Here is a 24,848-nt window from a genome sequence, read left to right as displayed (position 1 = left end):
ATTTATATAAAATCATTCCATTCCAATTATCTGTGGCATTCCATCCTTTATTCTTCCATATAAATTGCCATCAAAGACAACACAATTACGTCCATTTTTCTTAGCTTGATACAGTGCTCTATCTGCTTCATCATATAAATCATTAAATTCATAATTAAACTTTGGTATCGTTGTGGAAATCCCCATACTCACTGTAACATATTTTGAAATCCCACAATACGCATGTATAATAGACTGCTTCTCAATATTTGTTCTGATTCTAAGTGCAAGCGACAAAATCTCTTTTGGCGTGATATCTTGAACAAAAACCAAGAATTCTTCGCCACCTGTTCTTGTTACAATATCAGAACTTCTTTTAGCAGATTCTTTCAGTGTATCTGCAATAACTTTAAGGCACTTATCCCCTTCAAGATGCCCAAATTTGTCGTTATATTTTTTAAAAAAGTCGATATCCAAAGCGATTATACCAACTGGAACCTTCTTGCGTTGGCAATATGACCATATTAGTTCTGCCTTCTTTTTCAATCCACGTCTGTTGGTTAAACCAGTCAATGCATCTTGTTCTGAGTATAGTGTTTTCCTTTTTAAATTTTTAGAAGTTTCTTCTATTCTCTTCGTGAGATTATACTGATATTTTGAAACAAATACTGTTCCCAGTTGCACAATTGTAATATCAAATAGATATCTTAACTTTAAATTCAACACTAATATCAAAGAAACCATTAATATAGTCTGACCAACAATAAAGAAAGTTCTTATTTTTTCATCAAATATAGGTACAAATATAAAATATGCACATGCTGCTATATATAAAACTTCGCTACCGTGATAGTTCATATCCATAGAAGCAGCACACATTATAGCTGCAATTGTTGTACCATAATACATAACATATGCAGTTTTGTACCTATCCATTTGCTTGTTTTTCAATAACAAATACAGCATAAGTACACATGCCATTTGAAATAATTCCGCCAATACACTAGTAAGTAATGTAACCCACGCAAACAAATCAAACACTTTAAACAAGTGGCTCATCAAAACAATAAATGGAATTGCAACGCTAAATAAAACTGATGAAATCAATGCTCTTGTAACATTGATTTCATCAATACCATTATTAAACGCCTCTTCTTTATGCGAACTAACTCCCATCGTTTTTCCCCACATTGCACCCCCACAGTGCAAAATCTTAACGCAATATTATTATTAATTCTACATTATTATTCATTAAAATACAAGCAGTAAAGATTTATAATAATAAGAGCAATTAACCAATTGAATAAAGAAATTCTACCCCCTACGAAAGGAATAGAATTTCTTTTCATTCAATCATTCATTTTATTAAAGATTTGTGTATCCCATCAAATATTTATCAACTTCCTTAGCAGCATCTCGGCCTTCTCTGATTGCCCAAACAACCAATGATTGACCTCTATGCATATCTCCTGCTGTAAATACTTTTTTTACATTTGTGCTGTATTGATCTGGTTGAGTTTTCACGTTCGTTCTTTCGTTCAGTTCTACGCCAAATGCATCAGCAACATATTTTTCAGTTCCTAAAAATCCCGCTGCAATGAGTACAAGATCTGCTTCTACATCATATTCACTTCCAGCAACTTCTGCCATTATCATTCTGCCTGACTTCTCGTCTTTTTTAAATTCGAGTTTCACAAGTTTTGCTTTGCAGACATTGCCATTCTTATCTTTAATAAATTCTTTAACGGTAGTTACATATACTCTAGGATCTTCGCCAAATACACAGATTGCTTCTTCTTGACCATAATCTGTTTTTGAAATTTTTGGCCATTGTGGCCATGGGTTACTATCCAAACGAGCATCAGGGGCTTTTGGCATCATTTCTAATTGAACAACTGACTTGCAGCCATGTCTTATTGAAGTACCAACACAGTCATTTCCTGTATCACCTCCACCGATAACCAAAACATTCTTCCCTTTTGCTGATATGAAAGTACCATCTTGAAGATCTGAATCAAGTAAACTCTTAGTAGTAGCTTTTAAAAAGTCTACTGCAAAGTAAATACCCTTAGCATCTCTTCCTAAAGCACTAACATCTCTAGGGTTCGAAGCGCCACAAGCAAGAACAACACTATCATATTCGTCCATTACCTTTTTCGCTTTTATATCTCCACCAATGTTCGCATCTGTAACAAATTCAATGCCTTCTTGTTTCATTACATCTATTTTTCTATCGATGATATGTTTTTCTAACTTCATATTCGGAATTCCATATCTAAGGAGTCCACCCACTCTGTCTGATCTTTCAAAAACAGTTACATAATGTCCTCGTTTATTCAATTGATCTGCAACAGCTAGTCCTGATGGACCTGAACCAATAACAGCTACTTTTTTGCCTGTTCTAACTTTAGGAGGTTTTGCTGCTGCCCATCCATTTTTATATGCCCGTTCAATAATTGACTTCTCATTCTCTTTTGCACATACTGGCTCACCATTTAATCCACAAGTACATGCGGCTTCACAAAGAGCTGGACATACACGACTTGTAAATTCAGGAAAGTTAATTGTTTTATTCAGACGGTTATACGCCTCTTGCCAATTCCCTGTGTATACTAAATCATTCCACTCAGGAATCAGATTGTTAACTGGGCAACCAGATGTCATTCCCTTAATCGTCATACCTGCTTGGCAAAAAGGTACCCCACAATCCATACAACGTGCACTTTGAAGCATCTGTTTCTCTTCTGAAAGAGGAGTATGGAATTCTTTATAATTTTTAATTCTTTCTTTTGGTTTGATTTCTACGCTAGTCTCGCGTTGATATTCTAAAAATCCAGTTGGTTTTCCCATTTGGTATCTCCCTTCGGTCTTTTTTATTTCGTTACAGCGTAGAATGCCTCGATTTGTGCTTGTTCGCTACTTAGTCCTTTTTCTTCCATCTGAACAATTGTCATCATCATTCGTTTGTAATCATGAGGTACTATTTTCTTGAACTTCGGTAAATATTCTGCAAAGTTATCGAGTATTATCTTACTCTTCTTTGAATTTGTATAAGCAACATGCTCTGTAATAATTTGTTTGAGTTCTAATACATCATACTTATCTGTAACTGCTTCAAATGAAACGAGTTCTTTGTTTAGCTTCTTGTAAAGATTAGAATCTTCATCAAGTACATATGCAATACCACCGCTCATACCTGCTGCAAAGTTCTTACCAGTGTTACCTAAAATTACAACGCGTCCACCAGTCATATATTCACATCCGTGATCGCCGACACCTTCTACAACAGCTGTAGCTCCAGAGTTACGTACACAGAAACGCTCTCCAGCAACACCATTGATAAATGCTTTACCACTAGTAGCGCCATACAATGCGACATTACCAATTATAATATTTTCATCTTCTTTAAACAAAATCCCTCTTGGTGGATATACAATTAGCTTACCGCCTGACAACCCTTTACCAAAGTAATCATTGCTATCGCCTACAAGTTCAAGTGTAAGACCCTTTGGAATAAATGCGCCAAAACTCTGTCCACCACTACCGTTACATTTTACTGTAAATGTATCTTCATCCAAATCATCACCATACATTCTAGTGATTTCGGCACCAAAGTTAGTTCCTAAAGTACGGTCAGTATTTGTTACATCTACTTCAATACTTCTCTTTTGTTTGTTCTCAAGTGCAGCTTTGAATTTTTTAAGAAGTATTTTCTCATCAACCGTTTTTTCAAGTTCAAAATTATATACATTTTTATGGTTGTATTCAATCTTACCGCTCTCTTTTACAAATGGATTATTAATAATTCTTGAAATATCAAGGCTTGAAGCATGTCCATTCGTAATATTTTTCTTTTCAGTAAGTAAATCTGTTCTGCCAACCATATCATCCAAAGTATGGAATCCAAGTTTCGCCATATATTCTCTTAACTCTTCTGCAATAAATTTCATAAAGTTAACAACATATTCTGGTTTACCAGCAAATTTCTTTCTAAGTTCTGGATTTTGTGTAGCAATACCAACTGGACATGTATCCAAATTACAAACTCTCATCATTACACAACCAAGTGATACTAGTGGAGCTGTAGCAAATCCATATTCTTCTGCGCCAAGCATCGCTGCGATTGCAACATCACGACCACTCATCAGCTTACCATCTGTTTCAATAATAACTTTATTACGAAGACCATTCATAATCAGTGTCTGATGTGTTTCTGCGAGTCCAAGTTCCCAAGGAAGTCCAGCATTTTGGATAGAGCTTATTGGAGCCGCTCCAGTACCGCCGTCATAACCTGATACAAGAATAACCTGAGCACCTGCTTTTGCAACACCAGCAGCTACAGTTCCTACGCCAGCTTCTGAAACAAGCTTAACTGAAATTCTTGCTTTCTTATTTGCATTCTTCAAATCGTAGATAAGCTGAGCTAAATCCTCAATCGAGTAAATATCATGATGAGGTGGTGGAGAAATAAGGCTTACACCTGGAGTTGAATGTCTAGTCTTCGCAACCCATGGATATACCTTCTTACCTGGAAGATGTCCACCTTCGCCTGGTTTTGCACCTTGTGCCATCTTGATTTGAATCTCTTTTGCACTTACAAGATACTTTGATGTAACACCAAAACGTCCTGAAGCAACTTGCTTAATTGCTGAGCATTTGTCTAAACCATCAGGTCCTATTTTAAGACGTTCTAAGCTTTCGCCACCTTCACCACTATTAGACTTACCGCCAATCATATTCATGGCAATTGCTAACGTTTCATGCGCTTCTTGTGAAATTGAGCCATATGACATAGCTCCAGTCTTAAATCTCTTTACGATTGACTCAACGCTTTCAACCTCATCTATTGAAATACCCTGCTTTGGATATTTGAACTCAATCATACCTCTAAGGTTTTCTGCTTGTGTTTCTTTATTAATTAATGAAGTATATTCCTTAAATGTCTCATAATTTCCTGTTCGAGCAGCTAACTGTAACAAATGTATTGTTTGTGGATTATACATATGTTCCTCTTTACCACTTCTAAACTTATGACTACCTGAACTGTCAAGTGTTAAATCTGTTGAGAGTCCCAATGGGTCAAATGCCTTAGAGTGAAGTGTTTCAACGTCATTTTGAATATCTTCTATGCCAATTCCACCAATACGACTTACCGTCTCTGTGAAGTAATCATCTATCAAAGCTTGATTGAGTCCAATTGCTTCAAATATCTTAGAACCTTGATATGACTGAATTGTAGATATTCCCATCTTAGATGCAATCTTAACAATTCCGTGAATGACTGCTGAATTATAGTCGTTTACTGCTGCATAGTAATCTTTATCAAGCATTTTAAGATCAATCAACTCTTTTATGCTTTCTTGCGCAAGATATGGATTAATAGCACTTGCTCCAAATCCAAGCAATGCTGCAAAATGATGTACTTCTCTTGGTTCACCACTTTCAAGTATAACTGATACGTTGGTTCTCTTCTTTGTCTTTACCAAATGCTGCTGCATAGCTGAAACCGCGAGGAGTGAAGGAATAGCAACACGGTTTTCATCAATTCCTTTGTCTGATAGAATAAGGATATTAGCACCTTCATGATGTGCTCTGTCTGCTTCTATATATAAATGGTCAATTGCTTTTGCAAGTGATGTGTTCTTATAATAAGTAATTGGGATAACTGCTACTTTGAATCCTTCTACTTTCATAGTCTTGATTTTGAGCAAATCTGTGCTTGTAAGGATAGGATTGTTAATTCTAAGCATCTTGCAGTTTTCTGCTTTTTCCTCTAATAAGTTTCCTGCCTGTCCAATAAATACCGTTGTGGATGTAATAACTTCTTCACGAATTGCATCAATTGGTGGATTTGTAACCTGTGCAAACAACTGTTTAAAGTAATTAAATAATGGTTGATGTCTATTAGAAAGTACTGCGATTGGAGTATCAATACCCATTGCTCCGATACTTTCAGCACCATTACGCGCCATTGGAAGAATTGAAGTTGTTAGATCTTCATACGTATAGCCAAATGATTTTTGAATACGCGCTCTTTCTTCCTTTGTATATTCATCCACCTTTTTGTTTGGAATAGATAAATCATGTAAATGAACAAGATTGCTGTCTAACCATTCACCGTAAGGTTGTCTTGTTGAATAATAACCTTTCAATTCTTCATCATCGATAAGTTTTCCCTTAACTGTATCTACAAGAAGCATTTTTCCTGGTCTTAATCTTTCTTTTGTTTTGATTCTTGATGGATCAATTTTAAGTACGCCAACTTCTGATGAAAGAATCAGATAATCATCATTCGTTACATAGTAACGAGAAGGACGAAGACCATTTCTATCAAGAACTGCTCCCATAATATCTCCATCTGAAAATAGGATTGAAGCTGGACCATCCCATGGCTCCATCATTGTTGAATAATATTGATAGAAATCTTTTCTTTCTAGTTCCATACTCTTGTTACCTGACCAAGGTTCTGGAATTGTAATCATAACTGCAAGAGGAAGTGGCATTCCATTCATCACTAAAAATTCCAATGTATTATCAAGTCTAGCAGAGTCAGATCCGGTTGGATTCACTACAGGAATCAATTTGTGCATTTCACTTTTTAGATATTTTGATGTCATTGTCTCTTCACGTGCAATCATTCTATCTGCATTGCCTCTAATGGTATTGATTTCACCATTATGAACAATAATTCTATTTGGATGTGCACGTTCCCAACTTGGATTTGTATTTGTACTAAATCTTGAATGGACCGTTGCAATTGCTGATTCATAATCTTCACTTCTTAAATCTTCAAAGAATGACCTTAGCTGCCCAACAAGAAACATACCTTTATATACGATTGTTCTGCTTGAAAGAGATACTACATAAGTATTATCACTTGTTTGCTCAAACACTCTTCTTGCTACATATAATCTTCTATCAAATGACAAACCCTGCTCTACATTTTTGGGTCTCTTAATAAATGCCTGCATAATCGTTGGCATACAGTCAATGGCTTTATTACCTAAAATAGTAGTATCCGTAGGAACTTCTCTCCAACCAAGGAATTTCAAGCCTTCCTTTGCCACGATAATTTCAAACATCTTCTTAGCTTGGTTTCTTTGTAGTTCATCTTGTGGAAAAAAGAACATACCCACGCCATAGTCTCTTTCTTCACCTATATTAATATCTAAAGGTTTCACTGCTTTTTTGAAAAACTTATGTGATATCTGTAACATAATACCAACACCATCGCCAGTTTTTCCTTCTGCATCTTTTCCTGCCCTATGTTCTAAGTTCTCAACAATTTTTAGTGCATCAGAAACTGTCTGATGTGTCTTGATACCTTTTATACTTACAATAGCACCAATACCGCAGTTGTCATGTTCAAACCTAGAATCATAAAGGCCTAATTGTGTATTTTCATTTTTCATAATAGATTATCTCCTCATCGAAAATTTAGATTAACGCTTTTAATAATATACCTTATTTTTAAAAGCTTGTAAATATATTTTTTTTTACAATTGTCAGATAATACATTTATTTTGATATATTTGGTAAATTAAATATTAATTTACGTTATTGTTTCTAAATTGTGTCACTTTTCGGGGTTTTTTTAATATTTTACTTATCAATATTTCTTTATTATTTTCTGTTTAGTATGCCCTATTCTTAATATTATAACAAATTGTTTCTAAATTAACGATTGCTTTCCAAAAAAATAAAGTAGATAAATGATTTTATTCACTTATCCACTTTATTTATTTAAGATATATTATAAATCTAGACTATCCTTAATCATGTTTTTTTAGAATTAATTCAATGCCATCTTTCGCCACGTTAAATTCAACTCTATCATTTTCACCACCAAACTCTCCATCCAGAGTCCAAGTTATTGCTACTTCTGACTCTATTAGAAGTGTTGATGTTTTAAAAGAATAAACCATATCCTTATCGATTATTGACTGAGTTATAAAACCTGATAGAAGCTGCTGAAACTCCAATGCATTTTTGGGTTGTTTTATTAAAGTAACTTCAAACAATCCATCATTTAGCTTAACTGATTTTCCGACCAATCCTTTCATCCCACCTACAGACTTTGTATTACTAATCATTCCATACATAAATTCATCTGTGATGATACCATCTTCATATGTAACCTTCATTTTATAAGATTTCAGAAATGCAAGTCTTTTCACTGCTTCGAGTATATATGCTTGATGGCCAAGCATATTCTTCATACTCTGTGATGTTTGATATGCAACATCTGTAAATGCACCAAATGCTGCTATGTAATTAAATGAACGTCCATTAAATACTCCTACATCACATTTTCTTGGTATTCCAACCACGATATGTTCTGCTGCTTTTTTCATATCCTTTGGTATTGACAAACTCACTGCAAAATCATTCGTCGTACCACTTGGAATGTAACCGATAGGAGGCTTTTCACTTGAAAAGCCCATAACTGCTGCTATCGTTTCATTAAAAGTTCCATCTCCACCACTACATACAATTAAATCATAAATCCCCTCGGCTTCTTTCACATGATTAAAGCCATCCAATGTGGATTTTGTTGGGTAAACTGTTACTTCATATCCTGCACTCGAAAATGTCTGAATTATAGATAGTAAAACATTTTTTATTTGAGCTTTTCCCGAATTTGGATTAATCACAAATAGCATTTTTTTCATCCTGATCCTCCATACTCAATATTATCTATCCCATTTATCACTTAAAGAATTAATCTGGTCTGCAAATTTTTCCATATCTTTGTTAACGTCACCCTCATTATGATTAATGACAACAAGTAATCTTTTTCCGGCCGCAACAAGTCTTTCAAACATTCCTTGACTTTTCTTTTCTAAGCTGCTCGCATTTTTTTGTTCTTTATTACCCTCATCAATACATTCACCAGTCGCTAAGTCGTAACAGGCTCCAGTAAATGGCGCAATCGCGTCAAAACCATACTCCTCTTTGAGACAAGCAGTGAATTGTTCGCAGACAGTATCTTCACCATGCACTACAAAAACCTTTTTCGGTTTCTTTTCAAATGCATTAATCCAATGAAGCAGCCCCTCTTTATCTGCATGCCCGCTAAATCCATGTAATTCTGCTATTTCAGCCTTAACCTGAATAGGTTCTCCAAATAATTTTACTTCTTTCGCACCTTCGACTAATCTTCGACCGAGTGAACCATTTGCCTGATATCCCACAAAAAGAACAGTACATTCTGGTCTCCATAAATTATGTTTTAAATGATGTTTGATACGACCTGCATCACACATACCAGATGCAGATATGATAACCTTTGGAGAATTATCAAAATTAATCGCTTTAGATTCACTGCTGTCTACTGAAAGCTTGAGTCCAAGAAAAGAAATTGGATTAATTCCCTTATTTATAAGTTCCATAGCCTCTTCATCAAAGCAATTTGCATAATTCTTACTGTATATACTTGTTGCTTCAATTGCTAGAGGGCTATCCACATATACATCAAAATCATTCAGTAGCTTATCTTGCTTTATCTTTCTGATAAAGTAGAGCAATTCTTGTGTACGTCCTACTGCAAATGATGGAATCACAACATTTCCACCTCTTTCAAAGGTTCTTTTAAATATCTTTACAAGTTCTGCAACATAATCAGGGGATCCTCCATGACTTCTATCGCCATAAGTAGATTCCATAATAACATAATCTGCTTCTTTTATGAATTTTGGATTCTTAATTAATGGTTTATTAACATTTCCTATATCACCTGAAAATACAATCTTCTTCTGTGTATTTTCTTCTTTTGCCCATACTTCTATGCTTGCAGATCCAAGTAAATGTCCGACATCAGTAAATCTTACTTCAAGACCTTCTGAAAGTTGTATTTTATCCTCATAATTACATCCTACAAAAAGGGCTAATACCTCCTCTGCTGCTTTCATATCATATAATGGTACAAATTCCTTTTGATTTGAACGTTTTGCTTTTCTATTTCTCCACTCCGCTTCAAACATCTGAATGTGGGCACTGTCTTTTAATAGAATATTACATAAATCGACGGTAGGATAAGTTGTATATATCTTTCCCCTAAATCCTTGGACATACAATAGTGGTAATAATCCAGAATGATCAATATGTGCATGTGTCAAAAGTACATAATCTATCTCTGCCGCATTAACTGGTATTTCCTGGTTTTCAATTTTGCCTTCTCCCTGTTCCATGCCACAATCAATCAAAACATTCTTACCGCACACATTCAAATAATGGCAACTTCCTGTAACTTCATGATCTGCTCCCAAAAATGTAATTTTCATAATTAATTCCTCCGAAGTTTTCGTATTTTATGAAATATAAGATTAAATTTTGTAAATTAACAAAAATCTGTAACACCTCACTAGTAATATTATGTGCTATAGTTTGTAGAAATATCTAAACTTAATTTTATCTATTTTACTTAAGTTGGCATATACCATTTCTCGCAATTTAAATGTTCCTACTGTCACGCATAATGCTTCCTCTTCTAACGCCTTACTATTGCTAAACCTTACCATTAACACTGTATTTATTATAGCATCAATGTCGCATTCTGAAAAGTACTTCAACTTTTCGTTTAGATATTTTGCATAGTCTTCATAATTCATTGATTCTGATTTTGAAACCCCTAAAAATCTGCATAATCTTTCAAAATATTTGTAAACATTTAGGATTTGTGAATTGGCGCTATTCTCAGTTTTCATTGTCAGTAGCTCAAAAAGTAATTTTCTAGCCTTTCTGTACATTAGATACCAAATTATTATCGTCCCGGCTATAACTAAAATCATTGTTGCCACCAATATCACAATCCAACTATCTTTGTCTTCTGAATTCATACCGTTTTCCGTTGAAACAGTTGTGGAATCATTTAAATCATCCAAGCTTTCAGCAGATGTATCTGCAACGGATGATTCGTTTGTAGGCGCACTCGTTGAACTTTGGGTGTATTCATTTAACAAACTGTTTCGGTTGATTTGATCGGCTACGGACATTCCTGGCGTCACCTCAATCGGAACCCATCCGTATCCATCTTCGTATACTTCTACCCATGCATGTGCATTACTATCTTTTACGGTTGTAGTATATTCAGAATATTCGGTTTTAATGGGCTGACCATTAATTGTTTTAAAATAATAGCTAGAAGTTTTTACACCACTTTTGATATCACTATCAAAAACAGTATAGCCTTCAACATATCTAGCTGGAATTCCTGCTGCCCTAAACATTAATGTTGCCGCTGTCGCAAAGTATGTACAATACCCTTCTTTACTTTCATTTAAAAAATATTCCACAAAATCTTTTCCATCTGGAACTTTACCAGGATTAAGTGAATACTTATAATTGGTTGCTAAATTTTCTATGACTTGGTTGATATAAATTTGCTTTTCAGTCTCTGTTGTTACCAAATGCTTCTTTCCCTCTGCCTTTATATCCTCTAAACTATCCTCTGGCAGATAAGTATATGCATCATATACATATTGTCTATATTGTGCTTCCCATTTTACATAAGCTTTCATAGATGTATTCGTACCTTTATACGTATCCACTAATCCTTTAATTTTACCGTAATTAAGATTTCCTACGTTATAACTATATCCATAGTAACTTCCTTTATTATTATTGACTGGATATCCATCCAATGAGCTTTTATAGTCTGTTAATTTTGAACTTGCATATGGTATATACCAATATTTCATGTCTGCATTTATATAATTAATTTCATATTCTTGTTTTTGAACATCTGTATCATAGTTAAACTTATTATCTTCTACTGATTGTTGAAGTTGTTCATCTGAATCCAAAATATTTAATAATGTTGTGGTTTCAATATTTCCATCGATTAAATTTGGTTTGGAATTTCCAACCAAGGCGGTATACTTTTGCTCATAACGAATTGGTAAATCTCCCCAACTATTATCACTATAGGACGCACCATAAAAGCTTCTATAATACAAATTTCCGCCATTCGATGCTGCACGTAATGTAAACATACTGCTATTTGTATAAACTATATTATCAAATGCTCCAAGCTGCCCGCCATTAATTCCACCATGTGTCGTATCTGTATTTTTCAAATTGTCAATACTAAGTGGATCAAATGTATTCATAACCCAGACACGCACGGTATCAAAAGGAGCAAATCTATGATAATTAAAACTTGGTATCAATATAAATATCACAATGGAAACCCCAAATAACATTCCACAAACAATTGCTGGCACCGATGGATTAAGTTCTAATTTGGGCTTTGTATTCATAGAAAGTACCGACATTAAATATGCCATAACAAGTACTAATGACATAGCGGACGGTATCACATCAAAAGAAATACAAAATGAAGTAATTGAGACAGGTAAAATCATAGCAAGAATTAGACTATGTCTAACAAACACAACATGACCAGTAACCATAGATATTATAAATGTCAGAAAATATATAAATAATTGCATATCAACATATCCTATTCCACTAAATTTTGGAATATCTAACATTGGGATATACAATTTGTATGGAATGCTAATTCCCTTAATAATTGTATTAATTGAAATAGCTCCACTTACAATAATCTGCCTGCAAAAGATCGCCAGAAATAAGCAGAATAATCCGCTTACAATTAAATATGCAAAAAATCTCTTCTTTATAACGTAAAGTGTAATATACGGAATTAAACATATAAAAAAAGACATGATAATAAGTAAACCAATGTTAATTTCAAAACTAAAGCTTGATACCAAAATAGAAATAGTTCCCAACGTCCCAAAATATAAAGGAAGAAAATTACATAGATATTGTGAAGTTTTTTCTGGATTAACTTGCCTCACATTAACATCAATGAAAGTGACCCCTTTGCCAATATCAGCTTTATTTTTCATTACGACCCCCCTGTATTATACCAAAATACGTCTTATACTTTCAAATAAAATAGATCTACAATCTCCTGGATATTATTTTCATCTGCTAAGATAATATTGTTTTCTCCTATACAACCACCATTTTTCCCAACTTTTGCATCCATATATTCTAAGTTTTCGTAAGCTTTACTCATAATATAATGTATCCTTGCATCTTCTGAAATTTCACTTATCCAAAAATTGTTCCATGCATACGGTTCTTTATAAACTTTCATTTCAATTATATTTATAACCGCTGATTGTAGCTTCTCAAAACTATCAATCGTTATACATTTGAGATTACAAGAAGATATATCATAATACGCCAATTTAAAGGAGATTTCATTATGCCAAAAATAATTCCCTAATGCATATACAGTTTGGTATATATAATCTATATTTTTTTTGCCTGCCTTTGATGAAGTTGCTAATAGTTCAACTAAAATCAATTCTGTTTTTGCAATTGGACAACTATATTCCTTTACGATTAAACTCTCACCTCTACTGCTTAACTTCCAATGGATTCTGTTTAGATTATCCCCATCGGCATACTCTCTCAAATCAAATATCTCAGATGGATCATCACCCGACTTATCTTGTGAATATTCATCAACTTCTGATACATAAGCATTATAAGCCCTCTCATTATCATGTGTTGGTTTATATAACTTAGGCATTACTACTATTGAAGAATTATAAAAACATCTACCCTTTACTTTAAACAACGATAAATAATCAAATAGTCTTACTTGTTCAACATAAAGATATACGGTTCCACAATAATTCATAATTAAGTTTGTGTTAAGTTCGAAAACGCGATTTCCACGCACACTAGAATTAATTGTATGAACATTATCCACATCATAATTCAAATACCTAACTCTAAATTTCAATACTATATTGGGAGTTGGAAAAATGAAGGTATTGTGTATTTTAGTCTTGATTACTACTGTATCTCCTTGGCTAACAATTTTATCTTGAATCGATATTTGGATTTCCAAATGGTTAGTTTGTATTTTAAGAAATACTCTTATCACTATTGGAAACAAAATCATAATTATTAATAGAATAAATGGCGTATACTCTATATACAAGATATTAACCGAAAGCACACATACCAGTGCGACTAAGTAAAGTATTTTTCTTTTCAGCATATTTCCCCATTTCTGCTCTTTTTTGTGCGTATAAACCCCTTGTATGTCATAATCACTACACTTTTGGCACTGGTATCGTATTTAATATATTAATAATCACTCTTTTTTCCGTAATATTGTTCAATTTTGCATGACTATTTAATAAGATTCGATGTTCAATTGTATCAAATATCACGTTATGAATATCTGAAGATAGGACATAATTGCGACCACTCAAAAATGCATTGGCCTTTGCCATGGAAACAAGATATATACTTCCGCGTGGGCTCATTCCAAGCTGCAAATCAGGATTATCTCTTGTGCTTTCAGCGATCTTTGCTATGTACTCGTAAATTGAATCATCAACAAATATATTTCTTACTATCTCTTGTATTTCAATTAACTCACTCTCAGTAATTGCTTTTTGGATTGTTTTAATAGAAGTAAACTGTTTACCCTTCATAATTGCCACTTCATCTGACAATTCAGGGTACCCTATCGTTATTTTAATCATAAATCGATCCAGTTGCGATTCTGGAAGTTTTTGCGTTCCTACGGAACCTGTTGGATTTTGTGTTGCTATTACTGTAAATGGCTTAGGCACACTTCTAGTAATTCCATCTACAGTAACACTTCCCTCTTCCATAACCTGCAATAGTGCAGACTGCGTCTTTGGTGATGTTCTATTAATTTCATCACCTAAAAGTAGGTTACACATAACGATACCTGGCTTATATTCAAATTTATTCATTTCTCTGTTATACATGGAAAATCCGGTCACATCAGCTGGTAAAACGTCAGGAGTAAACTGTATTCTATTCTCCTTCAATCCCATTGCTTCTGCAAATGCCATTGCCATTGTTGTTTTTCCAACACCAGGAATGTCATCTATCAGAATATGACCTTTGGCAAGAATTGCCATTAAGACCTTACTAATTATTTCATCTTTACCTAATACGACTTTCTTAACCTCATCGAAAATACCATTTGCTTTTAATAAATACCCTTCTAAATTCTCCATATTCTTCTTCCCCCTTGTCAATTAAATATCTCTTGTGCTCTTTATATATTAATTATATGTAACTGTTCAGTACCTGAACAATTACACGCTTCGCGATGCACACAAATTGCCATAAAGATGCAATTTGGTGCTGTAAAACTCGGATTTTTGCTAAAAACAAGCAAAAACGCCTCGCGGAATACTGCCTTCTGAATAGTTACAATTATATAACTATATCCTCAACCTTCACCTTTGGAACATGATGGACTTGATTTTCATCTCTATAATACTTATAATCCCCGTCTGATAATATTTCTTCAAGTACAACTTCTTCCTTAGGATATCCAAACGCAATAACCAACTTGATTATCATATCTTGTGGAAGTTCAATTATCTTAGCTAACTTTTCTCTATCCACATTGCCAATAAAGCAGCCACCCATACCCATTTGCGTTGCTGCTAAAAGCATTGTTTGTCCCGCGATGCCTTCATCCCATGAAGAATTCGCGCCTGATTTTGTAATCATAATAACATATCCTGTTGGACGTTCACCCTTTAAAGGACCATCCCAATCTTTAAAATATCCCGCCCAGCCAAGGCATTCAAACACCTTATCATTACCAGTCTCATCATTCACTAATTTATATCTAAGTGGCTGCTTATTGGCAGCTGAAGGTGTATTATGAGCAATCTCTACAAGTTCTTTTAATGTATCCATAGAGATTTTTTTATCTTCATAAAACCTTCTATACGATCTATTTTTTAGAACAAGCTCTTTTATCATAATGTGCTTGCTCTATCATCTACATTCTTCTGGAAATTAATGACTTCATGATCATATTCTTCATTCATTAACTTTGATGTGATCATAAAATCTGCTGTTGCTTTATTATTTGCAATCGGAATATCATAAACCTCAGCGATTCTAAGAAGTGCCTTAACATCTGGATCATGTGGCTGTGCGGTCAATGGATCTGCAAAGAAAATCACAAAATCAACTCTTCCTTCAACAATCTTAGCTCCAATCTGCTGATCTCCACCAAGTGGACCACTGTTATAACCTTTCACAATAAGACCTGTTCTATCAGTAACCATCTTAGCTGTTGTTCCTGTTCCACATAAAGAATGTTGTTTCAATATCTCTTTATTATCCTCGCACCATTGCATTAATTCTGGTTTTTTTCCATCATGTGCAATCAATGCTATTTTTTTTTGTACTCCAATTGTAAATGTAATTATGTCGCTTTTCATATTTGTTTCTCCAATCGTTTTGTCTTAAAAACACATACGTATATAATATAACGAAATGCCATATTTATCAAGAAATTCCTTATCAAAGGATCGCGTATATATTTCACATTATTAATTCCTTGTAATGTTGATTTGCTAGCTTATTTCATCCGCCCAATGTAACATCCTGCTCTTGATACCAAGCTATTGCATCATCAAATTGATCTTCCTTGAAATCTGGCCATAGATTTTTGATTATATAGAGATCTGCATATACCGATTGTATTGGTAAAAATCCTGATAATCTACACATGCCTCCCCATCTAATAATCATATTCATTCTTGAAATCTCCTTTGATTTGACTCCATTTTTCAAATCCCATTCCCAACCGTAGTTCACAAGGAAGTTCACTTTGATTTGACCTTCTTTTAAATTACTTCTATCACACTTTGTATATTGCAGTAATTCCTTTGGGAAACACGCAGATGATGTATCTCCAATTACCAACAACGAAACATTTTCATTGGCAATTATTTTAACTGCAGCTACACAAGCAGCGCTAAATGCTTCAAATTGCTCTTTGGGCCGCTTACAGTTATCAACTGTAAATCCGTAATAAGTAATCTCCTCTATACCGAATTTCATAGCTTCACGTAACAGTCTGAGTCCAGGATCTAAACCATAACCATACCCTTGTTCCTTATTTAGACCATTTGACTTTGCCCATCTTCTATTACCATCTGGGATAACGCCTATATGTTTTGGAATTCTCATAATCGATTAAATCTCCTTACCTATTTTGATTGTTTAGAGTATACCTCATATTGTTGTAATTAATCCATTGTTTTTTAATTTTGAACATAAAAGAGCACTTGTGTGTAAGATTGAAAACTTCACACACAAGTGCTCTTTGTAATCATAAAAATTCAGTTAGTTTCTTTATATTTTCTTCTTCAAACTTCAACAACCGCTGCATCAACTTAACAATATCTTTTTCGGCTTCGAAATATCTATGAATATTTTTAATTGCATCAATCATACCCATATTACTACCAATAATTAGCATTTCAGAAATATGTGAAGCCGACTTATCCGTAAGTGTCTGAATATTAATCATAAGATACGTCTTTATTTTATCAAATGAATTAATTCCTTTTTCTTCGCACCCATGTTTATTTAACATCTCCTTAGCCTCTGTATTGATTTTTTCATACTCGGCAAGTTGAGACGTTAACTGTTTTTTAAAACCAGGTTCTTTCACCAATTCAACAATTTGGCCAAGTGTGTTTACACCCATTTCTGAGTTTTGATAAATAAAATTTAACATTTCTGTATTTCCATTCAATTCATCTAACCTCCTATCTACTAAATACACGATAAGAGTTAGTGTATGATAAAATGGATTTTCTATTCCTCAATAAAAATTTCAACATAAAATTATTTGATATTATAATGGTAAATCAAAATTCATTTCTTAAATAAGACTTCTAAAAGAGCCACTTCCCATAGGTAAGTAAACACCTATGGAGCAGTGGCTCTTTTAAATGGCCTTGTACCTTGACTTTAGGCGTCATCTATGATAAGATTTCACAAGTTATGCCAACTGAAAAGGAGATTGAAAAAATGGGATTTGTTGAATTATTTTTTATTGCTGTAGGTCTTTCAATGGACGCTTTTGCTGTATCAATTTGCAAGGGATTGAATATGCGAAAACTAAACTACAAACATACATTTATTATTGCTCTATTCTTTGGCGGTTTTCAGGGTTTAATGCCATTAATTGGATGGTTTTTAGGTAAGCAATTTGAACAATATATAACAAATTTTGATCATTGGATTGCTTTTATTCTCCTTGCATTCATTGGTGGGCAAATGATACATGAAGCACTAAAAAAAGATAACGAAAAATGCGACATTGATGAAAATCTTGACATAAAAGAATTATTTATACTTGCAATTGCTACAAGCATTGATGCACTTGCCATTGGCATTACATTTGCGCTTATTCCAAACACAAATATATTGACATCTATTATACTAATTGGAATAATCACATTTGTTTTATCAATCATCGGTGTATTTATCGGTAACAAATTTGGAGCTCGTTTCAAAAGCAAAGCTGAATTTGCAGGTGGATTAATCTTAATTCTTATTGGCGCCAAAATACTTTTTGAACATTTAGGATTGATAAATTTTTAAAGTATGCTGCGGGGCATCCCCCCTGATGTAAAATCACAAAAAGTTATCTCTCAGCAATATCCAATTTGCACGAAACAGCTGCATAATATGCCAATATCCGGCCCCTCGAAGATTGAATTCCTTAATCAAATCAAATTTTGCTTGTAAACTACGCACATCCTCAAACCATACCTCATGCTGAATATTATCCTGCCAATATCTAAAAAATGGTGATTGTTCAACTTCGTCATACATAATTTCTACGCCCTGTTCAATTGCTAATCTTACAGCCTCAACATTCCCAATTGTTTTTGCCTTCGTCACTCCTTGTTCAAATGGTAATGGCCAATCGTATCCATAATTAGGAATTCCAATATTGATCTTTTCTGCCGGGATTTCTGTAACTGCATATTCAACCACTTTACGAATCTGAGTAATTGGGGCGACTGCCATCGGTGGCCCATATGTGTATCCCCACTCATAAGTCATTAAGAGCACATGATTTGCTGCCGCTCCTAATCCTCCATAGTCTTTTCCCTCATATAAAAGTCCCTTTTGCGAAACTGCTGATTTCGGAGCAAGTGCCACAGATACTTGATAAGATAATTTATTTAAAGTTTGTGTGACATTTTTTACAAATGATGTAAATGCATCTCTATCCGTTGGTAGAATATATTCGAAATCAATATCTACTCCACCATATCCTTTCTCCTTTAATTCTTTGATTAATTGATCAATTAGATTTTGCTGTGCTTTTGGATCGTTTACAAGCGCACTAATCAATTGATTATTAAATTTACCATCCAATCCAAATGGTGTTAATGTAAGGATTGGAAGTACTTTAAACTCCTTCGCTTTATCAATCATAACTGTAGTATCAAGCGGAGGCGGAATCAAATCTCCTTCTGGTGTAAATCCATAGGAAAATACGGAAAGTTCTGTTAGATATGGTAGCGTTTCTTCTAAAACCCAGTTGCTGATAAATGGGTATGCATATCCATTTACATCAATACGTTTTACTGGTTTATCATTCCCATTGGAAATCAAAAGAGCTTGACCCACCGCGAGTCTAAACGGATAGATAAGCTGATTATCATATATGATTTTATCTGTTGAGATTCCATATGTTTTTGCGATACTATCTACTGTATCACTAGCTTTCACAACATGTATCGTCATCAAAATCCGCCTTACTAGTTTTTTATTATATATGCTGTTAGCAATATTTATATGAATATAATAAATAAATCAACTAGATCAACTTTTGATAATCTAACTTTGTAAATCTATGATAGGTTGCTCCAAATTCATCAAACTTCAAGCAGTAAACATACTCATCAATTGTACCATCCTTAAAATATATGATATATCCCAATTCGTCATTTTCTTCAAAATAAATATCTTGGGAATAGTGATGAAATACCTTTATCATATCTTGTAATGTACAATTTGGCTTTGTAATATTTTCGATGAATTCTCGCAAAAAAAGATTGTCTTTATAGTTTTCATTAATGTACTTCGTCCCTTCTTTTGGAATCATAAAACAAAATCGCTCTTCTTTGTTTGATATTTCAATATCTCCTAGTCTTTCACTGCATACTTTGTTGAAATCCATTAATAGCGCTTGCATATCTTGAATTGATGTATTATCGGTTTCTAATAGCTCCGCGATGGATTCAATCGGATAGTATAATCTTACTGCCCCTTCATCATATCCGATTTTTATCTGGCCTTCCTTCACTGTATCACATATATTTTTTTCTAAATTCATATAATTCATTCTACTATTTCTCCATTTCTGTAGCTTTCTTTTGCAAGACATATCCTGAATTTCTGAAGTTATTATACTACAAATTGTGTATTAGCTGATAATTATTTGTGTATATTCTTAAATCAAATAAATCCGTGTATTATTTTTCCTGTTTTAGGAATAATAATTAAAGCATTATATTTGATATATACTGCTAAAATGTCAAAGTAGAGGACGACTAAAATGGAATTATCCAAAACCCTTTCAGATAACATTGATCAACTTAAGAAGATTTTACCAATCAAAAAAAGTTTTGATATCATCACAAGAGATTTATATCTTGGAAAAACGCGCGCTTTTTGGATTGGAATAAACGGTTTTTGTGATAGTGAACTACTGATCAAATTGATTTCTGATTTACAGAATGAGCAATATTGTAGTGATGATATTATCGTAGATTTAAATAAATATATGGCTTCTAAGCTCGGATATTTCCAAGCAAAAACAAGTAAAGATTTTGATGAGCTCACAAAGAACTTGCTCAGTGGTCCATCTCTTCTTCTAGTTGACGGATTTGATACTGCTATTATTCTTGATACTCGTTCTTATCCAATGCGTAGTATTCAAGAACCAGATGCTGAAAAAGTGATGCGAGGTGCAAAAGATGGGTTTATTGAAACGCTTGTTTCCAACACTGCACTTATTCGTCGTAGAATACGTAACCCGAAACTAACCTTCGAAATCAAGCCTGTTGGTTCAGACAGCCAGACAGATGTCGCAGTTGCATATGTAGATGGACTTGTTGATCCCATTTTATTAAATCAGTTAAAAAGCAAGCTTGACTCATTAAATATCTCAGCACTTACTATGGGATCTAAAAGTCTAGAGGAGTTATTAGTTACTAAAAAATGGTATACGCCACTTCCTCAGACCCGATATACAGAGCGACCCGATGTTGCATGCAGTTTTCTTCTTGAAGGATACATTGTTGTTCTGGTTGATAATAGCCCAACTGCGCTCATATTCCCATGCACAATATTTCAATTTACACAGCATCCAGATGATTACTATCAAAACTTATTAATTGGAAATTATTTACGCCTATTGCGATTTTCATGTATTCTTGCAAGCCTATTTGTAATGCCATTATTTTTACTTCTTGGAGGCTTTGTTCATAACTTACCCTCCTGGCTACATGTGATTACAACTGGAGATACTAGTGCGATAAAACTCTTTACTTATGTAATCATAATAGAAATTGGTCTTGATATATTCAAGTACTCGTCAGCTACTGCAGCAAGTGGTTATTCGAACTCTTTAGGACTAATTGGAGCCTTACTCATTGGGAATATTGCTGTTCAATTAAAATGGTTGAATCTGGAGACATTATTTTATGGTGCAGCAACTTTGCTTGCAAACGTTAGTATATCTTCTCAGGAATTTAGTGATGCAATTCGTATATACCGGCTTTTGCTAGTAATATTTACAGGAGTTTTAGGAATACCTGGTTTTGTAATTGGCGTAATACTAATATTTATATCAATGGCGAAGACAAAATCTTTTGGAAATAAAAGCTATCTTTGGCCTTTGGTTCCATTTAATTGGTTGGCCTTATCAAGAATATTATTTCGTTATCCAACAGCTTCGGTTCAGGTGAAAAAAAAGTAGCTTAACCTAATCTTTGGAATGTTGTCTATCATTTGCCAAATGGAAAAGAGATATAAAGACAGTTTACCTGCCTTTATATCTCTCTTTTTTTGAAAACCAACTATCTAGATGATTTTCTAGAATGTAACTAGAATGTAACAACTAATAACATTTTGAACTGTTCTTTTGCATAAACCGCATGTGGATGTCCTGCGGGCATTACAATTGTCTGGCCTTCAACCAAAATATATTTTTCACCATCAATTGTAATTTCTCCCGTTCCATCTAAACACAATACAAATGCATCACCCTTTGATTCGTGAGAACTGATTTCTTCATTTTTTGCAAATGCAAACAAGGTCATATTTACATTTTGATTCTGGACCAAGGTCTTACTTACCACCTGATTTTCCATATATGATACTTGCTCTTTCAAATTCAATATCTCAGACTTTGCAATGTTTTTCATTATTTCGCTCATAATTTTCCTCTTTAACTTTCTAATATTTGTCCATCACAAGATATCGTAACGACTTGCCAAGGAATCATTTTTCCACTGTTCTTCAATGCCTGCATAACTGCAAATTCAATCCCACCACAGCAAGGAACTTCCATGCGTAACACCTTAACACTCTTGATATTATTGTTTTTTATTATTTCCGTAAGTTTCTCAGAATAATCACCATCATCCAGTTTAGGGCAACCTATAACAGTAACATGGTTCTTCATAAATTCATTATGAAAGTTTGCATAAGCATAAGCTGTGCAATCAGCGGCTACAAGTAGATTCGCATTTTCAAAATATGGTGCTTTAACTGGAACAAGTTTGATTTGCACTGGCCATTGCCTTAACTCACTAGCTATCGTTTGTTTTGTTTCAGCAACCGATTCCTGTTGATTTTCATTAACACCACTTTGTTCTCTTTGAAGCTCTCTTGCCATACTTCCAGGGCATCCACCACCACTGCAGCTCTCTTTTTCTTTATTAGGGTTCACATAATTAGTGATTTCTTTATTTGTATTTTCTTTATTTGTGTTCTCTTCCATAACGATTCCTTTACTTTCCTGGTTCTTTTTGACCTCTTCCTCATTATACGTCAAAGCTTCTCTTTCTTCAAAAAAGATTGCATTCGTTGGACATACCGGGAGGCAGTTGCCTAATCCATCACAATAGTCATCACGAATCAACTTTGCTTTTCCGTCTACTATCGCAATTGCTGCTTCATGGCAAGCATTCGCGCACAAACCGCACCCATTACATAAATCTTCGTTTATTTTTATAATTTTTCTTATCATTTTACACCCATGCCTATTTCAATCTTACATTGAAATATTGCTAAAATATATAGTTGAAAGAATAATTGCATGCATGGCTCCTTGTATTTTATTTTCTTTCAACATTTTATTACACTTCATATCGAAGTTATTTGTTTCTTACTATAGTTATCTTAACAAATATCCTAATTGTTTTCTGTATCCACAGATACATTTTGTATGGAAAAATTGATAGATTCAAATATTTTTCATCCATTTCTCAATAAGGCGAAAAAAGAGAAGTCTTCGTAGTTATTATACCACGAAAGCCTCTCTTTCCTATTCCCAATTTTTACGATTGGTTTTAAATTTTAGACTAATTTTACTTTTAAAACTGGTTTTGCTTTTCGAGTTATTTTACTTTTATCTAAAATAGTTCTTCGAGTGATTTATACTTTTATCTAAAATATTTCTTTGAGTACTTTACGGCTAGATTCATCTGTTAGTGCCAATATTTCATCACCAACTAATATTTGTGTATCTCCCTTTGGTATCAGTACAGTTCCATTACGAGTAATTGAAATCAATACTGTTTTTTTAGGAATCAACAAATCCTTTATGTACTGATTGTTAGCTTTTGCTTCTTCTACAACATTTATTTGAACGATAGAATATTCTCCACTGTTAAGTTTCAAAACGGTAAACATATCTTTCAAATCCATATCTTCCACTACCAATTTTGCTAATATCTCGGCTTGATTTACACATACATCAACGCCCATTTGACCATTGTATAACCAAGCATTTTTAGGATTATTAACCATAGAAACAACACGTGGCACTCGAAATTCCATCTTTGCAAGTGTAGAAACCACTAAATTAGTTTCGTCAGCTCTAGAAACTGCTACTACGACATCTGCTGATTCTATACCTGCTTTTTTTAATATTTCTGTGTCAGATTCATTTCCTAAAACAAGTAATTCTGATGGCATCTCTTTTAATAGTTTGTTATATGTTTTTTCACTTTGTTCAATTAATTGAACTTCATGACCATTTGATAATAATAATGTGGCAAGATAAGCTCCTACTTGATCTCCACCTATAATAATGACTTTCATATTATTCCTCCTTTTATACCAGGTCTAACATAGATTTTAATTTATCAGTAGCCGAAACGATCACTGAAATATAGAGAATATCTTCTGCTTCAAAGATGGATCCAAACAATGGTATAAATGTTTTACCACCTCTATTAATTGAAACTATATGAATTTCTCCAAGCACTGTGATCTCATTTACAGTATGACCTACTAATAAAGATGGAATCTCTATACGAACTAAGTTAACCATTCCATTTCCCATTTCATAAACGCTATCTAAATGGTTAAATGTTATAATTTCTGTTGCCCTTTCAATTCCCCATGTCGTAGTAGAAATTGTTTGAATTCCTAGACGACGATAAATATCCGCCTTCTTTGGATCATAAAGTCGAGCAATTACTTTCGGTACACGATAAATGTTTTTTGCCATTCTTGCAATCACTGCATTTACTTCATCACTATCTGTACAAGCTACTACGGCATCCACTCGTTCAATCTTCGCTTTATTTAAAATATCTTTATCAAACCCGAATCCTTCTACTTTTTCTCCGTTAAAATTATTTCCCAAACTATCCAATGCTTCAGAATCTTTATCAATCACTATTACATGATGTCCTTTTTTTGCAAGATTTAGTGACAAACCTGTTCCCATTCTTCCTAACCCTACAACGATTATTTTCATC

At 33.8% G+C, this 24,848-nt stretch carries 20 protein-coding genes; 2 read left to right on the top strand and 18 right to left on the bottom strand.

What is annotated here, in order from left to right:
• Positions 1–12 precede the first annotated feature (12 nt).
• The 12 genes from BMY18_RS10470 to BMY18_RS10415 form a co-directional block, all read right to left on the bottom strand.
• Entirely contained in the window at positions 13–1,170 is a 1,158-nt protein-coding gene (locus tag BMY18_RS10470) for a diguanylate cyclase (protein ID WP_092453740.1), read from the bottom strand.
• Positions 1,171–1,344: 174 nt separating this feature from the next.
• The gene (locus BMY18_RS10465) at positions 1,345–2,829 is read right to left on the bottom strand and encodes a glutamate synthase subunit beta (protein WP_092453738.1); all 1,485 of its coding nucleotides are present in this window, start codon (positions 2,827–2,829) and stop codon (positions 1,345–1,347) included.
• A 23-nt stretch (positions 2,830–2,852) separates the two neighbouring features.
• On the bottom strand, positions 2,853–7,391 hold the full coding sequence (gene gltB, locus BMY18_RS10460) for a glutamate synthase large subunit (protein ID WP_092453736.1): 4,539 nt from the start codon (positions 7,389–7,391) through the stop codon (positions 2,853–2,855).
• A 360-nt stretch (positions 7,392–7,751) separates the two neighbouring features.
• The gene (locus BMY18_RS10455) at positions 7,752–8,651 is read right to left on the bottom strand and encodes a diacylglycerol/lipid kinase family protein (protein ID WP_092453734.1); all 900 of its coding nucleotides are present in this window, start codon (positions 8,649–8,651) and stop codon (positions 7,752–7,754) included.
• A 21-nt stretch (positions 8,652–8,672) separates the two neighbouring features.
• Positions 8,673–10,262, bottom strand: a complete 1,590-nt coding sequence (locus BMY18_RS10450; RefSeq protein ID WP_092453732.1) for an MBL fold metallo-hydrolase RNA specificity domain-containing protein — start codon at positions 10,260–10,262, stop codon at positions 8,673–8,675.
• Between the two features lie 96 nt (positions 10,263–10,358).
• Positions 10,359–12,854, bottom strand: a complete 2,496-nt coding sequence (locus BMY18_RS10445; RefSeq protein WP_139197259.1) for a transglutaminase domain-containing protein — start codon at positions 12,852–12,854, stop codon at positions 10,359–10,361.
• 32 nt (positions 12,855–12,886) lie between these two features.
• Entirely contained in the window at positions 12,887–14,026 is a 1,140-nt protein-coding gene (locus tag BMY18_RS10440) for a DUF58 domain-containing protein (protein WP_139197257.1), read from the bottom strand.
• Positions 14,027–14,081: 55 nt separating this feature from the next.
• Positions 14,082–15,026, bottom strand: coding sequence for an AAA family ATPase (locus BMY18_RS10435; RefSeq protein WP_092453730.1), 945 nt, complete (start codon positions 15,024–15,026; stop codon positions 14,082–14,084).
• A 202-nt stretch (positions 15,027–15,228) separates the two neighbouring features.
• A complete protein-coding gene (locus tag BMY18_RS10430; protein WP_092453728.1) occupies positions 15,229–15,789 on the bottom strand; it encodes a nitroreductase family protein in 561 nt (186 codons plus the stop codon).
• On the bottom strand, positions 15,786–16,256 hold the full coding sequence (locus BMY18_RS10425; RefSeq protein WP_092453726.1) for a methylglyoxal synthase: 471 nt from the start codon (positions 16,254–16,256) through the stop codon (positions 15,786–15,788). Before BMY18_RS10425 ends, BMY18_RS10430 begins: the two co-directional genes overlap by 4 nt.
• 145 nt (positions 16,257–16,401) lie before the next feature.
• Positions 16,402–17,010 carry an undecaprenyl diphosphate synthase family protein gene (locus BMY18_RS10420; RefSeq protein ID WP_092453724.1) on the bottom strand — a complete coding sequence of 203 codons (609 nt, stop codon included), beginning with the start codon at positions 17,008–17,010 and terminating at the stop codon, positions 16,402–16,404.
• A 142-nt stretch (positions 17,011–17,152) separates the two neighbouring features.
• On the bottom strand, positions 17,153–17,581 hold the full coding sequence (locus BMY18_RS10415; RefSeq protein ID WP_092453722.1) for a hypothetical protein: 429 nt from the start codon (positions 17,579–17,581) through the stop codon (positions 17,153–17,155).
• A gap of 278 nt (positions 17,582–17,859) precedes the next feature.
• Between BMY18_RS10415 and BMY18_RS10410 the strand changes: the two genes are divergently transcribed.
• On the top strand, positions 17,860–18,435 hold the full coding sequence (locus BMY18_RS10410) for a manganese efflux pump MntP (RefSeq protein WP_092453720.1): 576 nt from the start codon (positions 17,860–17,862) through the stop codon (positions 18,433–18,435).
• Between the two features lie 33 nt (positions 18,436–18,468).
• Here the strand turns inward: BMY18_RS10410 and BMY18_RS10405 are convergent, their stop codons facing one another.
• Together BMY18_RS10405 and BMY18_RS10400 are read right to left on the bottom strand one after the other, a co-directional pair.
• Positions 18,469–19,593 carry a glycosyl hydrolase family 18 protein gene (locus tag BMY18_RS10405; RefSeq protein ID WP_092453718.1) on the bottom strand — a complete coding sequence of 375 codons (1,125 nt, stop codon included), beginning with the start codon at positions 19,591–19,593 and terminating at the stop codon, positions 18,469–18,471.
• Between the two features lie 73 nt (positions 19,594–19,666).
• Positions 19,667–20,194: a DUF3877 family protein gene (locus BMY18_RS10400; RefSeq protein WP_170841373.1), complete on the bottom strand. Its 528-nt coding sequence runs from the start codon at positions 20,192–20,194 to the stop codon at positions 19,667–19,669.
• Between the two features lie 213 nt (positions 20,195–20,407).
• Here BMY18_RS10400 and BMY18_RS10395 point away from each other — a divergent pair, with 213 nt between their 5' ends.
• Positions 20,408–21,832: a spore germination protein gene (locus BMY18_RS10395; RefSeq protein ID WP_092453714.1), complete on the top strand. Its 1,425-nt coding sequence runs from the start codon at positions 20,408–20,410 to the stop codon at positions 21,830–21,832.
• Positions 21,833–21,959: 127 nt separating this feature from the next.
• On the opposite strand, the gene BMY18_RS10390 is transcribed toward BMY18_RS10395, so the two are convergent.
• The 4 genes from BMY18_RS10390 to BMY18_RS10375 form a co-directional block, all read right to left on the bottom strand.
• Positions 21,960–22,292 (bottom strand): cupin domain-containing protein, encoded by a 333-nt coding sequence (locus tag BMY18_RS10390; protein WP_092453713.1) that lies wholly within the window; start codon positions 22,290–22,292, stop codon positions 21,960–21,962.
• Positions 22,293–22,303: 11 nt separating this feature from the next.
• Entirely contained in the window at positions 22,304–23,107 is an 804-nt protein-coding gene (locus BMY18_RS10385) for an ATP-binding protein (RefSeq protein ID WP_092453711.1), read from the bottom strand.
• A gap of 419 nt (positions 23,108–23,526) precedes the next feature.
• Positions 23,527–24,183 (bottom strand): potassium channel family protein, encoded by a 657-nt coding sequence (locus BMY18_RS10380; protein ID WP_092453709.1) that lies wholly within the window; start codon positions 24,181–24,183, stop codon positions 23,527–23,529.
• 13 nt (positions 24,184–24,196) lie between these two features.
• Positions 24,197–24,847 (bottom strand): potassium channel family protein, encoded by a 651-nt coding sequence (locus BMY18_RS10375; RefSeq protein ID WP_092453707.1) that lies wholly within the window; start codon positions 24,845–24,847, stop codon positions 24,197–24,199.
• Between the last annotated feature and the right edge of the window lies 1 nt (position 24,848).

The organism is [Clostridium] fimetarium (assembly GCF_900111235.1).
Taxonomy (GTDB): Bacteria; Bacillota; Clostridia; order Lachnospirales; family Lachnospiraceae; genus Clostridium_N; species Clostridium_N fimetarium.
This window is presented reverse-complemented; position numbering and strand designations above follow the sequence as displayed.

What these genes read in the sequence shown, in the direction of transcription:
- BMY18_RS10420 (WP_092453724.1), bottom strand. Translation starts at nt 17,010, where the DNA reads ATGAGAATTCCAAAACATATAGGCGTTATCCCAGATGGTAATAGAAGA.
- BMY18_RS10395 (WP_092453714.1), top strand. Translation starts at nt 20,408, where the DNA reads ATGGAATTATCCAAAACCCTTTCAGATAACATTGATCAACTTAAGAAG.
- BMY18_RS10405 (WP_092453718.1), bottom strand. Translation starts at nt 19,593, where the DNA reads ATGACGATACATGTTGTGAAAGCTAGTGATACAGTAGATAGTATCGCA.
- BMY18_RS10450 (WP_092453732.1), bottom strand. Translation starts at nt 10,262, where the DNA reads ATGAAAATTACATTTTTGGGAGCAGATCATGAAGTTACAGGAAGTTGC.
- BMY18_RS10445 (WP_139197259.1), bottom strand. Translation starts at nt 12,854, where the DNA reads ATGAAAAATAAAGCTGATATTGGCAAAGGGGTCACTTTCATTGATGTT.
- BMY18_RS10440 (WP_139197257.1), bottom strand. Translation starts at nt 14,026, where the DNA reads ATGCTGAAAAGAAAAATACTTTACTTAGTCGCACTGGTATGTGTGCTT.
- BMY18_RS10375 (WP_092453707.1), bottom strand. Translation starts at nt 24,847, where the DNA reads ATGAAAATAATCGTTGTAGGGTTAGGAAGAATGGGAACAGGTTTGTCA.
- BMY18_RS10470 (WP_092453740.1), bottom strand. Translation starts at nt 1,170, where the DNA reads ATGTGGGGAAAAACGATGGGAGTTAGTTCGCATAAAGAAGAGGCGTTT.
- BMY18_RS10385 (WP_092453711.1), bottom strand. Translation starts at nt 23,107, where the DNA reads ATGATAAGAAAAATTATAAAAATAAACGAAGATTTATGTAATGGGTGC.
- BMY18_RS10400 (WP_170841373.1), bottom strand. Translation starts at nt 20,194, where the DNA reads ATGAATTATATGAATTTAGAAAAAAATATATGTGATACAGTGAAGGAA.
- BMY18_RS10380 (WP_092453709.1), bottom strand. Translation starts at nt 24,183, where the DNA reads ATGAAAGTCATTATTATAGGTGGAGATCAAGTAGGAGCTTATCTTGCC.
- BMY18_RS10390 (WP_092453713.1), bottom strand. Translation starts at nt 22,292, where the DNA reads ATGAGCGAAATAATGAAAAACATTGCAAAGTCTGAGATATTGAATTTG.
- BMY18_RS10430 (WP_092453728.1), bottom strand. Translation starts at nt 15,789, where the DNA reads ATGATAAAAGAGCTTGTTCTAAAAAATAGATCGTATAGAAGGTTTTAT.
- BMY18_RS10425 (WP_092453726.1), bottom strand. Translation starts at nt 16,256, where the DNA reads ATGAAAAGCGACATAATTACATTTACAATTGGAGTACAAAAAAAAATA.
- BMY18_RS10455 (WP_092453734.1), bottom strand. Translation starts at nt 8,651, where the DNA reads ATGAAAAAAATGCTATTTGTGATTAATCCAAATTCGGGAAAAGCTCAA.
- BMY18_RS10465 (WP_092453738.1), bottom strand. Translation starts at nt 2,829, where the DNA reads ATGGGAAAACCAACTGGATTTTTAGAATATCAACGCGAGACTAGCGTA.
- gltB (WP_092453736.1), bottom strand. Translation starts at nt 7,391, where the DNA reads ATGAAAAATGAAAATACACAATTAGGCCTTTATGATTCTAGGTTTGAA.
- BMY18_RS10435 (WP_092453730.1), bottom strand. Translation starts at nt 15,026, where the DNA reads ATGGAGAATTTAGAAGGGTATTTATTAAAAGCAAATGGTATTTTCGAT.
- BMY18_RS10410 (WP_092453720.1), top strand. Translation starts at nt 17,860, where the DNA reads ATGGGATTTGTTGAATTATTTTTTATTGCTGTAGGTCTTTCAATGGAC.